Raw genomic sequence first — 14,986 nt, forward strand, 5'->3', positions numbered from 1 at the left:
TTTTCCCTGGAAGGTCTGCGAACATTAAATGAAGATAATATGTTTTATTACGATCCTACCAAAGATCAAATACTTGAAGTAAGCATTGCTGAAAATTATTCTGAATTAGATGTTGAAAGGCTATTACTGTTTATTAATGCGTTAACGGCAAATTCATATTTAAAGGTAAGTTTTAAAATTCATCCTTCAGTTAAAAATGAATTTTTAACCTGTTTACATAGTTCGATAGGTACTCCAAGATATCAATTCAATATTAATTAAGGGCTTTTGGGATTATTAAAATTAGAAATACCTGTTGGGAAACATTTAGTAACGGAGCTGTGGTAATGGTAGTTGATTCAATTCTTTCGGCGCTTAAGACAGAGTATGTGCTATTAAAATGAAGAAGCAATACCTTTAATAACTACTAATTAATAACTACTAAAGTGAATTAGCATGAGGAAAATAGTATATATATCTGGTGCTTTGTTTAGTTCCATAGCGCTATTATCTATTTTGTTTAAGTTGCTTCATTTACAAGGAGCACAAACCTTATTAATTATTGGAATTGGTGGATTTGCACTCATTTTTGTTCCAGTTTATGCCATATATAAATATTATAAAAAGAAATAAAAATGACTGAATTCTGGAACACTTATCGCGAAGCCATAATATGGGCAGTATCAGTAATAGGCATCGTTTTAATTCTTTTAGCTCTTACAAAGTTCTTACACAATTGGCTTGCAAAAAAAGCCAAAGAAAAATATCCCAACGAGGAGCCTTCCACTATAAATCTGGTAAAGCGAGTATTAAATACCTTATGGATCATACTGGGTATAGCTGCATTAAGTTTCATCTTTATATCAAAAGATCAATATGATGTTGCCACAAGAAATTTTGAGATTATCCTCTACCTGGGATTTGTTCTGATATTCACTATTGTTGGCGCCAGCACCGTGGAAACCTTATTCTCAAGGGCTATTAGAAAAACTACCGCATCTGGGGGAGATCCCACCAGTTATAAATTTTTAAGGTATTTAAGTGTGTTTGCGGTCTATTTCTTCGGAATTATACTGGCGGCACTAGCCTTCCCTGCCCTTCGCGGAATTGCCCAAACCGCAATTGGGGGCGCAGGAATTTTAGCTATTGTTATTGGAGTAGCCTCCCAGGAAGCACTTGCTAACCTGGTGGGAGGAGTGTTTATCATTTCTTTCAAACCCTTTCGGGTAGGAGATGTGATTAAAATTACAGACACGCTGGTAGGTACAGTCACAGATATTACGCTGCGGCACACCGTGTTAAAAAATTACCAGAATAAGATGATCGTCATCCCAAACGCCATTATAAATAAAGAGAAGGTAACTAATTACGACCTGGAGGAAAAGAAAATCTGCCAATGGATAGAAATAGGAATTTCTTATGACAGTGATATAGACCTTGCTAAAAAAATCATGAAAGAAGAGTGTGAGGCGCATCCCAATATTTTTGATAAACGTACAAATCAAGATATCAGAAATGGTGAGCCCCTGGTAATTGTTAGAGTTACTAATCTCGGAGATTCATCAGTAACTATTCGGGCCTGGGCCTGGGCCTGGGATTACGCTTCGGCTTTTGTTATGAAATGTGAGCTTTATGAAAGCATTAAAAAACGTTTTGATGCCGAAGGCGTGGAAATCCCGTTCCCGCATCGCACATTGGTCTTTAAAAAAAATCAGCTAAATCAAATAACAACTCATGTTGATAATAATCAACAATGATCTTCTAACATTTGGCTCTCTCATTACCCTGTGCCTCATTATTCTGGTACTACTGGCAATGCTTAGAACCCTCTATATAACAATAAAAAAAAATAAAAAATGACCTCCTTACTTTTCCTGGTTATCACTTTCATAATGAATCTTGTTCTTTAATAAATAAGACAAATTCAATATTTATAAACCAACTAATATAAAATGACTAAATCCCAGTACTTATTTATTTTTTCAATTACGCTTCTTTCAAATCAGATCTTTTCCCAGGAAAAAGATAGCGGAACCATTCAGGAAGCCACAAAGCAGATCAAAGCTGAATTTCCCAGAACCCGAATCCTGAATTTTGAATATGGCCAAAGCTTATCCCGGGATTTTAAATCTGAGTTATTCGATGAAGATTTTCAGGAAGGTGAAATTAAAAATCAAAAGACTTTCAATGCTTCCCTGAATTTGCCTTTTTATTATACTAAGAAAATTGTACTAACTGCTTCAGCAAATTATGCTTTTAACGAATTTGAGTTCCAGGATCTAAAGAATACCTCAACCACCACCATTTTTGAGCAAAATGGTATTGTAGGTTTTCATAATTTCCGGGGTGCAGTAAGCGGAACCTACTTTTCGCAGCTCTTCGGCAAGCCGGTTATTTACAATGCCAGCGTAATAGTTGATGGAAACGACAATGGCTTTGAAAGGTTGAAAGGCCTCGTGGGAGCTTCTTTAATAATGAAAAGAACAGAGCGTACCACCATAACGCTGGGAGCTATTGCTTTTTTAGATCCTACTACACAAATACCGTTTTTCCCAACTTTTACTTACAAGCATAATTTCAAAAATTCACCCTGGGAATTTGATTTCATCCTGCCCCAACGCCTGCTGTTTCGTCGTTACATAGGAGAAGACAGCAGACTTTCTTTAGGTAGCACATTTGGCGGCAATGGTTTTTATGTAAATGTGAATGATCCAAATTTCCCGGATGTTTTCGAATATAGTCAGTTGGAGATAAATTCAGGTTTAATTTATGAATATCGACTTTCAGATTATACTATCACCACTTTTAAGGGTGGTATCACTAATTTTATAAGTAACCGTCTAACAGAAAAAGGAGAACCTACCGGAGACTATATCTATAGCAACGAACAGGATCCAACCGGGTATTTTAACGTAGGGTTTTCCATAGATCCTTTTGCAGGGAAAAAGAAGTAACTGATTTTCACAATTATAAAATAAAAATATCATGCTTAATTTTAAAAAGATTAAAAATCACAACATATACAGTTTTGAAGTTTCCGGAGATATTACAGAGCGGGAAATGCACAATTTTATAGAACGGCTGGAAGAGGAAACCAAAGACAGTAAAATTAAGCTTCTGGGAATATATGATGAATTTCCAGGATTTGAAAGCTTTAGTGCCTTCAACGAAACGCTAAAGCTAAAAGCCAAGGCTATAAAAAGTATAGAAAAATATGCTATGTTAAGCAATAAGGATTGGATCGAAGCTCTTATTCCCATTGGAAATTCATTGACACCGGGCTTGCCCATGAAGGCTTTTAAGTTAGAGCAAAAAGACGAGGCTATAGCCTGGTTAAATTCTGACGAGGAGACCACGGTCACTGCTTCTGAATATCTTACCAATGTACAAATAGACAAAATTCCCGATTATCCTATCTACCGCTTTGTAGTAGATAATAAACTGGATAAAGCCGGGGTTGAAGCTGTCTATAAAATTATTGAAGAAGAGACCAGCGGGAAAGTTAACTTAATGGCAGTTATAAAAGAATTCGACAAGATCCCGGACTTTGAAGTTCTGGCGTCCAGTTCCAAATTTGATCTCTCCTACTTTGATAAAGTAGGCAAGTACGCTATTGTGACCGACAAAAAATGGATATCAAAAATAGCAGACTTGGAAGATAATATTTTCAGAAAAATTGACATTAGATCTTATAAACTTGAGCAGGAGGATGAAGCACTAAGCTGGCTTAAGGAGTAAGCAGAAAACTCTTATTCATTTAACTTTTAATATTAATAATTATGATAAAACAAATCGAAACACCCGCCGATATATTGGGGTTGGAAATGTCTGGAAAATTAAAGAAGGAAGACTTTGATAAAATGAAGCCTCTCCTGGAGGAGCATCAAAAAGAGAAAGGGTCGATAAAACTCCTGGTAATTTACCATGAATTTGAGTGGCCTACTACAGAGGCCCTAAAAGAAGATCTCAAATCCTATTACAATTACGATTTTGAGAAAATAGCTTTTGTTTCAAACACCAAATTACTACGGGAAGCCGCAGATAATGTGTTGAGCATTATGCCGGGCGAACTTCAATGGAAAGGTTTTGAACCCGGAGAAAAAAAACAAGCCATTAACTGGTTGCAAAATGCTTAATTAGTTGTTGGTTTTTTAGTGGCGCACTCTTATGTTAGGAGTGCGCTTTTAATTTTAATACAAATTTTTTGAAAAAATTATTGTTTAGCAGTTTACTGCTCTGGTTCAGTTTGGTTGCTTTTGATGCCTCAGGGCAAGGTATAACAAGATCGACTGTAGATTCATTAATTGGAAATGCGCCGGCATTTTCCATTCATAAAGATAATTTCTTTATTTCCGGGATCCCTATCAATGAAGAAATTACCAGAAGCACTGCCGATGCCAAATACCAGATAAGTTTTAAACAGCTTATGACGCGCAATACGTTGCCATGGGATACCTATCTCTTTCTCACTTATACCCAGAAAGCTTTTTGGAATATTTACGAAAATTCGAGTCCTTTTCAGGAGATCAATTTCAATCCTTCCATTGGTTTTGGAAAACCTGTATATAATAAGAAGAAAAAGCTTGTTGGCCTTGCCTCCCTAATGCTTGAACACGAATCTAATGGCCGGGACAGCATTTTTTCCAGAAGTTGGAATAGTGTAAACCTTGAGTATTCGCTGATGCTTAATCCCAAATTGAAGTTAACCGCCGAAGCATGGGTGCCATTTTCCTATAAAAGTGGGAATCCCGATCTATTGGATTATGTAGGGCTTGCGGAAGCAAACCTGGAGTACGATATTATTCCGAAGAGGTTTATGGCAGAGCTTATGCTGAGAAAAGGACTCGAATGGAACTGGAAGGGGGCTTACCGCGTCAGGATTTTTTATCGCCCATTTAAAATGTCTAATCAGTATTTTATGCTGGAGTGGTTTAATGGTTATTCTGAAAGCCTTGTAAACTATACCGAACATGTTAATATGATTAGAGTGGGATACGTTATAAAAACTAATGAGCTGGATATTTTAAAGCAGTAAAATATAAGCCTTAGCAGGATTGATTTAAACTATAAATTTTTATAGCTTCATTTTTTCCCTTTAGTCGAATATTACCCTCATATTCAAATTTAAAGTCCTCAGTCTCCGTAATATTTTTTAAAATATCTTCAGACATTAAAAAATCTTTTCCCATAGCATTGCATTCCTCCTGAATTCTGGAAGCGGTATTAATGGTGTTGCCATGATAGGCAATTTCCCTTTTGATCTCTCCCACTTCAGCCACCGTTATTTTTCCAATATGCATCCCGGCCTTGAATTCAGGAAAGGTTTCATACATTTCTATGTAATATTTTCTTTTCTTAAGAATTTTTTCCTGAAAGGCCAAATATGCTTTTATGCAGCGGTTGTCCTTCAGGCCTGCTTGTTTTTTCCAGGTAAGCACCACCTCATCTCCCACATACTGATAAACTTCTGCCTTATAAATTTCAACCACAGAAATAGCTTTAAAACAATCCTGGATTAGTTCACTATATTTAATATGCCCCAATTTTTCAGCAATACTGGTGGAGGATCGCAGATCCATAAACATAAAAATTCGCTCCTCTTCCTTTGGGGAGTAAAACTTTCCAGTGAGCATCTTTCTTAAGTTACCGGGACCAAATTTTTTGTCTATCTCAGAAACAAAGTTTATCAAGGAAGTTATAAAAAAACAGTACATCATAATAGGCAGCATTTCTTTTGAAAAGAGCAATTCCATATAGAGTTTTACATGAAGATCTTCTTCTAAAATACCGGCAAAAACTACTATAGCAAAGCTCAAAAGCGAGAAAATAGCTATGAGATAGGTCAGCGTACCCAGTAATAAAGCAACTCCTAAACTCACAAATTTGTATATAAATTTTTCAAAAATGAACTGAAGGCTGCCAAATATAATTCCCGCTATAACTCCTAAAATTAAATGAACACCTATTTGCTGATAAATTCCGAAAGGGATATAATCTTTAATTACCACCTGTCCAAATTCTCTCAGGAATGTAAAACCCCCAATTGCAACAACCCATACAACTATATAAACAGGAACTCTTAACAAATACTTTTGATACATTAAATAAGATTTAATTTTCACAAATTAACCTTTATTCCTTTCAAAATCAGGATAAAACTATTTCAATAATATTTATTCCTAGCAAATAACTTCATTCGGTATTAAAAAAGAGTTGAACTAAAAAGTAAATAATTCTGTACTAATAGAAGTAAATTTCTCCGGGTAAAGCCCACGGAGCATTTTAGTGGAACACGTTTTCAAATTTACAACATTTAGTAATGAGACAAGTCTTGGTGTATTTATCCCTATAGAAAAAGAAAAGGGATCAATCTCAAAAGTTGTGTGTGGATTGAAATAATAGTTTGATTTTTGTTTTCTAAACAGGAAGCATTGGATCCATATATAGACCTACTTAAGATTTTGTTACCGGAATTATTAAAAACCCATTTTGATCTTACCAGGCATCAAACAGAGGGAGATACGCTACACCTTCATTTTGAAGAGAAACCAACCATTCCTAAAGAGTTTTCCTCTAAGCTGGTCATAGCTCATGGATTCCATAAGGAAATAGTATTGTCGCCATTTTCTCGGGAACTAAGTAGAGCCCATCATAGCGCAACTACTTAAAATACCAGCTTCAAAGCGTGGACGGGCCAAGGAAATTACTTTGAATATGGCTAATTCCATGAAAACTCTTGCCAGGAAATGCTTCCCTAAGGCTATAAAGGTGACAGATTGCTTCCATGTGCAGCAACTCTCCTTTATTCCTTTTTTACTCCATATTATTAATCGAACTCAGGTTAAAAGGTTTGTGTTGTAGAGATGATGCTTCTAAAATGTCAATTATCGATTTTATAAAGCTTCCTCCACCAATTCACAGATGAAAATGTTGTAGATCAAAACGTATTTCAAACTCCTGATTGATCCAGGTCTTTGTCGCAAGGTGATGCTTCTAAAATGCCAATTATCGATCTATTCTCAGGGAATAGGAAGAAATTTGTAGACCGGGAAAAGTTTTTCCTGAGTTTAGCTACACCTGGACCAGATCCATTCAGAAATAGATTTAAAAGATGCTTTTTCTACAGTGGAAATATAAAGCCATAAGAGTCAAGACAAAATTTTCAGAATAATTTCTACTTTCCACCTTAAGCGGACAAAATAACCTGTATGCTCATCAACAAATATCTTTTACGCGGTCCCGCAATTCATCTTTTTTTCTAAGAGGTAATTACGCCTAATGAATAAAGCATTTCCATAGTAGGAGTCTCACTTCCTCCTGCCGGCTCCAGGGTAATTCCAAAACCTTCGGAAATGTTTGGGTTATCCAGTACAAAGATTTTGTCTTCATCTTCTACAAAATCATCTAAAAGGCCAAGGCTGCTGGGAACAAGGGGGGACATTTTAAGCGACCAGACCTGATACACCATTCCTCTTGGCGGCTCGGGCAAATTTTGGGCATCGATTAGGGTCAAATCTTTCTCATCATCATAATATGCAGTTGCGTATGCCTCCGGAGCTATGTCCAGTCCATCAAGCGGGACTTTTAATATATTCCTATCCCTTAAAGTATTTAGAAGTTCACGGGATTTGGCAGCATCGTTTCTTGCTTCTGCGATTTCCGATTCTATCTGCGCGTTTTCTGCCTCCAAGGCCTGTAGGGATTCCCTTAGTTCACTGTTGTTTTTAAACATAAGGAACAGACCTACCAACAACAGAATACTTGCCGCCCAACCCAGAAGTGCAGACCAGTTTGTCCGCTTCTTTCTAACCGGAATATTTCTGCTTCTCTGTGATATTTTTTCTTTTAAAGGTGCCAACAAAAATTCCCGATTGGAAGGTGCCGCAGCTTCGGACAAATTCATTAAAGCTTCTTCAATTTCTTCCACCTCAGCTCTCATTTCAGGATGTTTCTTAAGCATACGGGTCACTTCAGCACTTTCAGACTTAGAGAGTGCACCGTATACATAGAGTTCTAAAATCCCTGATGATATGTATTCCTTTTCATTCATCGCTTGCTAATGTTAGCTCTTAATTTATCTATACATACCCGGTTTTTAGTTTTTACTGTTCCTAAGGGAATTTGAAGTTCTTCGGCACTTTCCTTCTGTGTAAAACCCTTAAAAAATAGAAGATCTATTAATTTTTTACAGACAGGCCCCAGCAGGTCTATATATTTTTGCAATCCAATGGCATCTATTTTTCCGGAAGCATTACTGCTCGTCTCCAGAATTTCCGTAAAGTCATAATCCTTCAGATCTGACCTTTTATTTTTGAATTCTTTAGATCGTAATTTATCAATTGAAGCATTTCTTGCTATATTCAGAATCCAGGTAAAGAACCGGCCCTGATCTGAATCGTAGGATGGAGCGTTATCCCATATTTTAAGAAATACATCCTGAAGAATTTCTTCTGAAATTTTCTCATCCCGAACAATACTGAAAATGATACCGTACATACTTGTGGCGTATAGCTGATAGATACGTTCAAAAGCCTTCTCATTCCCTTCCTGGAGCTGAGCAATTAATAGATCTTGTTGCATTCGTTTAAATAATGGGTCAATTTAGGCAATTATCGGCAAAACCGGAACAAATGCTTAAAAATGATATATAATGAACCTACTTACTCATTTTTTGTATCACCCAGCTTTATTTAACGATCACAAACATAATGCTGAACAAAAAGAAATCGCCTGAAAATTTCCTTCCAGGCGATTTTACTTCACTGAACTACGTTGCGGATTTATGAAACAATAAAAAGCCCTGCAATATTAGAAGCGGTTTGACCATCCATGGGCTCATCATAGGCCTGCGATACCGCAACATCACCAAAAGCTGTGGCATCAACAAGGTTTACTCCACCCTGCACTACATTCTCTTCCCCGTCATACACAGCCTGAGTGGCTTCCGGCATACCAGGTCCTCTGTTATCCAGGGTTATCCATCCCAAAGCATTCTGATCCAGATTTTCTCCCATTACGTCTGCTCTAAGTCTTCTTATTTCTGAAGCATGGCGGGCTTCTACAGAATGTATCTGCAACGCAGGAGTAAGGAATTGAGTTCCCATAAGATTTCCTGCCTGTCCTTTGTATGCTCTCACGCCTGTATCTTCAAAAGCCTGAGCAAGGGCCAGAAGCTGCGCATAAGCCACTTCCTGTCCGGCTCCATTATTGTTAAATGGATCAAATGCTCCTCCTGCCGTAAAATCAAATTCCGGAGATTCTATAGAGTTTTCACCCAATCCAGATTTCAGAAATTCAACATGTGCAGATTCATGTTTTGAGATCTGCTCATAGATAGCTTCTGCTTTACTTCCTCCCGGCAGCACTCCCGAGTTTAATGCTTTTAAATAGAATTCTGCTTCCAGATATTCCAATGTTAAGGCTAACTGTAAAGCACCAATAGCTGCATTTTGATCCTGGGCGGCAAAAGCCTTTCCAGAAGAAGTGGCCAATCCAAAAGGGATTGCGGTTAAAGCTGCTTTCTTTCCCAAAGAACCAAGGGTGCTAAAAGCTTCTCTCCTTGAAGAAGTCTTAGCTGAAAGATTTTCTGACGTGAATTCGTCTAAGAATTTTATAATATTCATAATGATTTTATTTTAAAGTTTTTAAAATTGGTTTATCCTGGCAATTGATTTGCGGTAAATTGTGTTTTTACAAATCCGGTATCTCCCACTGCTGTTAAGATTTGAGAAGGAGATCTGGCCAGATCCAGACCGTTTTCGTCTACTACATCATCCCCGGCAAAAGCCTTTGGATCGTCCATAAAGATGGATCTGATGGCAGCAGCATGTCGGGCCTCCACAGATACTATTTTTCCGGCAATTACCAGATAATCAGGTGTGGTCAGTAAACTTCCGGCTCCGTTGTAAGCAGCTACTCCAGTATCCTCCAACACCCTTGCAGTACCAAGGACTGAACTCCTGTCTGAAAAGTCTACTGAGGCAAAATCAAATTCCAGTTCAGGTAAAACCTTACTGGTATCCCCACCAACAGCTTGATTGATTGCCGCTTTAAAAAAATCGCGGTGTATCACCTCGTGTTTATAAAGGTCTTCCAGGATTAATCTTTCCTCGGCACTGGCATTCATCCAGTAAGATCCGTCTAATACATTTGTATAAAACGCAGCTTCCAATTGCTCCAGGGCATAGGCATAATTAAGGATTCCCACATCTCCGCTTCCCAAATCGAAGACATCTCCACGATCTACAGGATCCATGAGATCATCGTCATCACTACAGGAAAGCAAAAATCCTGATCCTACTACGGCTAAACTTCCCATCTTTAAAAATTTTCTTCGGGAAGAGTTGTTTCCATTTGATGCAGAATATTCTTGCTGCACTTTAATCATAGGTTTTTTCATAATTACATTTTTGTTGATTACATAAATACTTACGTAAGCAGAGCCGCCCCCGGTTTTTCATTTCCAGTTAAGCTTTTGTTAAATAAAGAAAATGGCAATTTTCAGCCCTTACAGCCTTTAGGACTCGTCTATTATAAGTTTAACTATTTCTGCTTAGCTTTCTTTTAATATATTTTATAATTTTGGAAATAATCCTAAACAAGGGAATTATTCCTAATTATGAAAAACAGATCAATTATACATCTGGACCTTGATACTTTTTTTGTTTCTGTAGAGCGCCGGCTTAATTCAGAATTGGAAAATAAGCCGTTAATCGTGGGCGGAATGGGAGATCGCGGAGTGGTGGCTGCTGCCAGTTACGAGACCAGGAAATTTGGTGTTCATTCGGGAATGGCAATGAAAGTAGCCCGGCAGCTCTGCCCTCACGCTACAGTAATAAAAGGAGATTCCGGTCTTTATACCAAACACTCCCATGAAGTTACCGATATTATCAAAAGCAGCGTTCCTTCCTTTGAAAAAGCGAGTATCGATGAATTCTATGCCGATCTTTCCGGAATGGATAAATTCTTCGGAATCAGGAAATTTGCTCATGAATTGCGACAGACCATCATTAAAGAAAGCGGACTTCCCATTTCCTTCGGCTTATCCCAAAATAAAGTTGTCTCTAAAATTGCTACCGGCGAAGCAAAACCAAACGATGAGCTATGCATAAATAACGGAGAAGAAAGATCTTTTCTGGCTCCCCTTTCGGTGCGAAGAATCCCCATGATAGGAAGTAAAACCTTTCAGAAGCTACTTAACCTTGGGATTAGAGACATTAGGACCATTCAGGACATGCCGGTAGAAATGCTGGAAAGTGTGCTCGGGAAAAACGGAAGAATCATCTGGAAAAGGGCTCAGGGCATAGACGATTCTCCTATTGTTCCTTTTCACGAACGAAAATCTATTTCTGCCGAACGAACTTTCAATAAAGACACAACAGATATGCTAAAGCTGGAAGCAACGCTGGCCGGAATGGCAGAGAACCTGGCCTACCAGCTAAGGCGGGGAAACAAGCTGACTTCCTGCGTTAGCGTAAAAATCCGTTATTCCGATTTTCAGACTTATACAAAACAGGCTAAAATCCCCTATACCAGTGCCGATCATATTCTGATTCCGAAAATAGAGGAATTATTTAAACAACTGTACAATCGCAGGTTACTGATAAGGCTGATTGGTGTTAAATACACTCATTTGACGGGAGGGAACTACCAGATCAATCTTTTTGATGATTCTGAAAAAATGCTGAACCTGTACAATGCTATGGATAAAATTCGCAACAGGTATGGCGATCATGCGGTAGTACGGGTTTCTACGATAGGCGGAAATGGGGTTGGCCGAATGGAAAACCCGTTTAATGGTGAGCCACCAATACTTCACGCCCATAGACAGCAATAATAATTGATTAGATGATGTTCTTAAACTGCCACACCTATTATTCTCTTCGTTACGGCACTTTTTCAGTGGAAGAGTTGTGCGAACTCGCCAAAAGTCAACACGTAAAAAACCTGGCAGTTACTGATATTAATAATACTTCTGCATGTTTAAAATTCATCAAAATTGCTTCGGAATATGGCATTAAACCATTGACAGGAATCGATTTCAGGAATGGTGTCCAACAGCAGTACGTTGGGATAGCCAGGAATAATAAAGGTTTCAAACAATTAAACCAGCATTTATCCAGTCATCTGCACAACGGAAGTGATTTTGACAATGATGCACCTCTTCTACCCGATTGTTATATTATTTACCCTTTTGAAAAGGTGGCTTCAGATAAAAAATTAAACTTTAGAGCGAATGAATTTATAGGAGTTTCAGTGGAAAATCTGCGAAAACTTAAATTTTCGAAGTACCTCCACTACAAAGAAAAACTGGTACTATTGCAGACGGTCACCTTCCGAAGCAAAAGAGATCACAATGCCCACCGATTGCTACGGGCAATAGACAACAATACACTGCTAAGCAAATTGCCGAAAAGTGAGGAAGGAAATTTTTCCCAGCAGATGATTTCTCCTGAAATTATTAAAACTGAATTTCAAGATTATCCACACATCCTACAGAATACAGAAAAGCTTACAAAAACCTGTGAAGTGAAATTCAATTTTGGGGAAGCGCGGGAGAATCAAAATCTGAAGGTTTTCGGGAAGAGTAAAAAAGCAGATGAAGAAGAATTAAAAAAACTCTGTTATGAAAATCTGCCGAAGCGTTATCCCCAGGCTTCAGAAGAAGTTTACGAGCGGGTAGAAAAAGAGCTAAAAGCGGTGATCAGCCTTGGCTATGTTGCTTTTTTCCTAATCAATTATGATATTATTCAATATGCAAAAGAAAAAGCTTATCCGTACATAGGTAGGGGCAGCGGTGCCAATTCCATCGTGGCTTACATTCTTGGGATTACTAATGTGGATCCTATTGAGCTGGATCTTTATTTTGAACGTTTTATCAATGCGCATCGCAACTCTCCACCAGATTTTGATATAGATTTTTCCTGGAAACACCGGCAGGACGTGACGGCCTACATCTTTGATCGTTATAAAAACACCGCTCTTATGGGAACCTATGTGACTTTTAAGCGGCGGGCGGTTGTGAGAGAGCTTGGGAAAGTGTTGGGGCTGCCAAAAGAAAACCTCGACAAGCTCTCTGCCGGATATTTCGATTATCATCAGCTGGACCACCTGGAAAAATTAGTGCTTAGGTACAGTAAATTAATAGCAGGTTTTCCAAATTATACAAGTGTACATTCAGGAGGGATATTGATTTTAAACGATTCTGTGTACAATTATGCCAGTACTTTTATGCCACCCAAAGGTTTCCGCACGGTCCAGATAGATATGAACATTAGTGAAGAAGTCGGGATCCACAAATTTGATATTCTGGCTCAAAGAGGACTTTCAAAAATAACAGATACTATTGAAATCATCAGGCAAAATCAACCAGGTGCGATAGTAGAAGATATAGAGAATACTAAAGTTTTTAAAGAAGATCCTGAAATTAATCACTTGCTTAAAATGGGAGATTGTATGGGTGTTTTCTATGTCGAATCTCCCGCTATGCGCGGATTGATGATCAAATTACAAACCAATAGTTATCTTGAACTTGTCGCAGCAAGCTCTATCATTAGGCCGGGAATTTCCAATGGCGGGATGAAAGAAGAGTATATCCAACGTCACCAGAACCCGGAACAACGAAAAGTAGCACATCCTGTTCTCTTTGAGATTTTAGCTGAAACTTATGGAGTTATGGTCTACCAGGAAGATGTTCTTAAAGTAGCTCATCATTTTGCAGGACTGTCTTATGACGAAGCCGACATATTAAGGCGGGGAATGAGCGGTAAGAAAACTTCCAAAGGACAAATAGAGAAAATTGAAGCCAAATTCAGGAGTAATTGCAGAAAAAAAGCATATCCTGAACAATTAATCAAGGAAGTATGGGAGCAAATTTCCTCCTTTGCAGGATATGCTTTCCCTAAGGGACACTCTGCTTCTTATGCGGTGGAAAGTTATCAAAGTCTTTATTTAAAGAAATATTTTCCGTTGGAATTTATGGTGGCAGCGCTCAATAACGGAGGTGGTTTTTATGACGTGGAAACCTATATTCAGGAAATACGAAAATGTGGCGGAATTGTTCATGCGCCTTGCATTAATAAGAGTGACCATCCCAATGTGATCTTTGGAAAAGATATTTATCTGGGCTTAGGAAATATAAAAGAACTGGAGATGAAAGTAATACAGCGTATTCTGGAAAACCGGCAATTTTTTGGACCCTTCAAATCGCTGGATAATTTTATAGATCGCGTAGCAATTTCTATTGATCAATTAAGCATTTTATTAAAAATTGGCGCATTTAGATTTACTCAACTGGACAAACATCATTTGCTTTGGAAAGCGCATTTTAAACTAAATAAGAGTAAGCCTAAAACCAATCAGGCAGTATTATTCAAGCCAAAGCAAAGAGATTTTGAGTTGCCCCAATTCACTTTTTCTGAAATTGTGGAAGCTTACGACCAAATGGCACTCCTGGGATTCCCACTCTGCAGCCACTTTAAATTGCTGAGAAATCCCATACAAGCTTCCATAAAAGCAAAAGAATTGAAGAATTTTATTGGCAGGGATGTACAGATTTACGGTAACCTTATCACTGCGAAAAGAACACCAACCGTGAACGGGAAATTTATGTGCTTTAGCACCTTTTATGATATGGACAGCGATATTTTTGATATTGTGCAGTTTCCTGCAATAGCTGAAAAATATCCAATACGCACCAAAGGAATTTTCTTATGTTATGGACGAGTAGTAGAGGAATTAGGCTACCTATCCCTAAACCTTAAATGGATTTCCCGGCAGGAAACTACGGGAGATCCGCGCCTGGCCGATTCCAGTAAATTTAAGCTGGCATAAAAAAGCATCTCTACCATGCTAATAATTTATTAATGTGTATTTTGGTAACAGGAGAAATTATTAGCTTGTTTTTAAAGTACAGGCAAATGAACATTCTGCAGATAAGCGCACCAAAATCAGGAAGCTACTGGCTACACACAATTTTACAAGAGATTCTTCAGAAGAAAAGATTTTC

Annotated in this window: 15 protein-coding genes; 10 read left to right on the forward strand and 5 right to left on the reverse strand. The window is 38.0% G+C overall.

What is annotated here, in order from left to right; translation table 11 throughout:
* Window positions 1-39: 39 nt before the first annotated feature.
* The 6 genes from RM545_RS02365 to RM545_RS02390 all read left to right on the forward strand — a co-directional run bounded on the left by RM545_RS02365 (window position 40) and on the right by RM545_RS02390 (window position 5,014).
* Window positions 40-261, forward strand: coding sequence for a hypothetical protein (locus RM545_RS02365; RefSeq protein ID WP_311493702.1), 222 nt, complete (start codon window positions 40-42; stop codon window positions 259-261).
* Between the two features lie 353 nt (window positions 262-614).
* The gene (locus RM545_RS02370; RefSeq protein ID WP_311493704.1) at window positions 615-1,736 is read left to right on the forward strand and encodes a mechanosensitive ion channel family protein; all 1,122 of its coding nucleotides are present in this window, start codon (window positions 615-617) and stop codon (window positions 1,734-1,736) included.
* Between the two features lie 195 nt (window positions 1,737-1,931).
* The gene (locus RM545_RS02375) at window positions 1,932-2,933 is read left to right on the forward strand and encodes a hypothetical protein (protein WP_311493706.1); all 1,002 of its coding nucleotides are present in this window, start codon (window positions 1,932-1,934) and stop codon (window positions 2,931-2,933) included.
* A gap of 31 nt (window positions 2,934-2,964) precedes the next feature.
* A complete protein-coding gene (locus RM545_RS02380) occupies window positions 2,965-3,717 on the forward strand; it encodes a SpoIIAA family protein (RefSeq protein WP_311493707.1) in 753 nt (250 codons plus the stop codon).
* Between the two features lie 41 nt (window positions 3,718-3,758).
* Complete coding sequence (locus RM545_RS02385; RefSeq protein WP_311493708.1) at window positions 3,759-4,115, forward strand: SpoIIAA family protein; 357 nt, start codon at window positions 3,759-3,761, stop codon at window positions 4,113-4,115.
* A 68-nt stretch (window positions 4,116-4,183) separates the two neighbouring features.
* On the forward strand, window positions 4,184-5,014 hold the full coding sequence (locus RM545_RS02390) for a phospholipase A (RefSeq protein ID WP_311493709.1): 831 nt from the start codon (window positions 4,184-4,186) through the stop codon (window positions 5,012-5,014).
* A 10-nt stretch (window positions 5,015-5,024) separates the two neighbouring features.
* Here RM545_RS02390 and RM545_RS02395 read toward each other — a convergent pair whose 3' ends face one another.
* On the reverse strand, window positions 5,025-6,080 hold the full coding sequence (locus RM545_RS02395) for an adenylate/guanylate cyclase domain-containing protein (protein WP_311493711.1): 1,056 nt from the start codon (window positions 6,078-6,080) through the stop codon (window positions 5,025-5,027).
* Between the two features lie 330 nt (window positions 6,081-6,410).
* On the opposite strand from RM545_RS02395, the gene RM545_RS02400 reads away from it, so the two are divergent.
* Window positions 6,411-6,647, forward strand: coding sequence for a hypothetical protein (locus RM545_RS02400; protein ID WP_311493713.1), 237 nt, complete (start codon window positions 6,411-6,413; stop codon window positions 6,645-6,647).
* 46 nt (window positions 6,648-6,693) lie between these two features.
* On the forward strand, window positions 6,694-6,840 hold the full coding sequence (locus RM545_RS02405; RefSeq protein ID WP_311493714.1) for a transposase: 147 nt from the start codon (window positions 6,694-6,696) through the stop codon (window positions 6,838-6,840).
* Window positions 6,841-7,237: 397 nt separating this feature from the next.
* Here the strand turns inward: RM545_RS02405 and RM545_RS02410 are convergent, their stop codons facing one another.
* The 4 genes from RM545_RS02410 to RM545_RS02425 form a co-directional block, all read right to left on the reverse strand.
* Window positions 7,238-8,029 (reverse strand): anti-sigma factor, encoded by a 792-nt coding sequence (locus tag RM545_RS02410; protein ID WP_311493716.1) that lies wholly within the window; start codon window positions 8,027-8,029, stop codon window positions 7,238-7,240.
* Window positions 8,026-8,559 carry an RNA polymerase sigma factor gene (locus RM545_RS02415; RefSeq protein WP_311483012.1) on the reverse strand — a complete coding sequence of 178 codons (534 nt, stop codon included), beginning with the start codon at window positions 8,557-8,559 and terminating at the stop codon, window positions 8,026-8,028. Before RM545_RS02415 ends, RM545_RS02410 begins: the two co-directional genes overlap by 4 nt.
* A 200-nt stretch (window positions 8,560-8,759) precedes the next feature.
* Window positions 8,760-9,602, reverse strand: a complete 843-nt coding sequence (locus RM545_RS02420) for a ferritin-like domain-containing protein (RefSeq protein WP_311493718.1) — start codon at window positions 9,600-9,602, stop codon at window positions 8,760-8,762.
* Between the two features lie 32 nt (window positions 9,603-9,634).
* Window positions 9,635-10,378, reverse strand: coding sequence for a ferritin-like domain-containing protein (locus RM545_RS02425; protein WP_311493720.1), 744 nt, complete (start codon window positions 10,376-10,378; stop codon window positions 9,635-9,637).
* A 219-nt stretch (window positions 10,379-10,597) separates the two neighbouring features.
* Here RM545_RS02425 and dinB point away from each other — a divergent pair, with 219 nt between their 5' ends.
* Together dinB and RM545_RS02435 are read left to right on the forward strand one after the other, a co-directional pair.
* On the forward strand, window positions 10,598-11,815 hold the full coding sequence (dinB, locus tag RM545_RS02430; protein WP_311493722.1) for a DNA polymerase IV: 1,218 nt from the start codon (window positions 10,598-10,600) through the stop codon (window positions 11,813-11,815).
* Between the two features lie 14 nt (window positions 11,816-11,829).
* Window positions 11,830-14,811, forward strand: a complete 2,982-nt coding sequence (locus tag RM545_RS02435; protein WP_311493729.1) for a DNA polymerase III subunit alpha — start codon at window positions 11,830-11,832, stop codon at window positions 14,809-14,811.
* The last annotated feature ends 175 nt before the right edge of the window (window positions 14,812-14,986 follow it).

Source organism: Autumnicola lenta (genome assembly GCF_031846515.1).
GTDB lineage: Bacteria > Bacteroidota > Bacteroidia > Flavobacteriales > Flavobacteriaceae > Autumnicola > Autumnicola lenta.

Coding starts and splice junctions, on each gene's coding strand:
- RM545_RS02365 (WP_311493702.1), top strand. CDS start 40: ATGTTTTATTACGATCCTACCAAAGATCAAATACTTGAAGTAAGCATT.
- RM545_RS02370 (WP_311493704.1), top strand. CDS start 615: ATGACTGAATTCTGGAACACTTATCGCGAAGCCATAATATGGGCAGTA.
- RM545_RS02375 (WP_311493706.1), top strand. CDS start 1,932: ATGACTAAATCCCAGTACTTATTTATTTTTTCAATTACGCTTCTTTCA.
- RM545_RS02380 (WP_311493707.1), top strand. CDS start 2,965: ATGCTTAATTTTAAAAAGATTAAAAATCACAACATATACAGTTTTGAA.
- RM545_RS02385 (WP_311493708.1), top strand. CDS start 3,759: ATGATAAAACAAATCGAAACACCCGCCGATATATTGGGGTTGGAAATG.
- RM545_RS02395 (WP_311493711.1), bottom strand. CDS start 6,080: ATGTATCAAAAGTATTTGTTAAGAGTTCCTGTTTATATAGTTGTATGG.
- RM545_RS02405 (WP_311493714.1), top strand. CDS start 6,694: ATGGCTAATTCCATGAAAACTCTTGCCAGGAAATGCTTCCCTAAGGCT.
- RM545_RS02410 (WP_311493716.1), bottom strand. CDS start 8,029: ATGAATGAAAAGGAATACATATCATCAGGGATTTTAGAACTCTATGTA.
- RM545_RS02415 (WP_311483012.1), bottom strand. CDS start 8,559: ATGCAACAAGATCTATTAATTGCTCAGCTCCAGGAAGGGAATGAGAAG.
- RM545_RS02420 (WP_311493718.1), bottom strand. CDS start 9,602: ATGAATATTATAAAATTCTTAGACGAATTCACGTCAGAAAATCTTTCA.
- RM545_RS02425 (WP_311493720.1), bottom strand. CDS start 10,378: ATGAAAAAACCTATGATTAAAGTGCAGCAAGAATATTCTGCATCAAAT.
- dinB (WP_311493722.1), top strand. CDS start 10,598: ATGAAAAACAGATCAATTATACATCTGGACCTTGATACTTTTTTTGTT.
- RM545_RS02435 (WP_311493729.1), top strand. CDS start 11,830: ATGTTCTTAAACTGCCACACCTATTATTCTCTTCGTTACGGCACTTTT.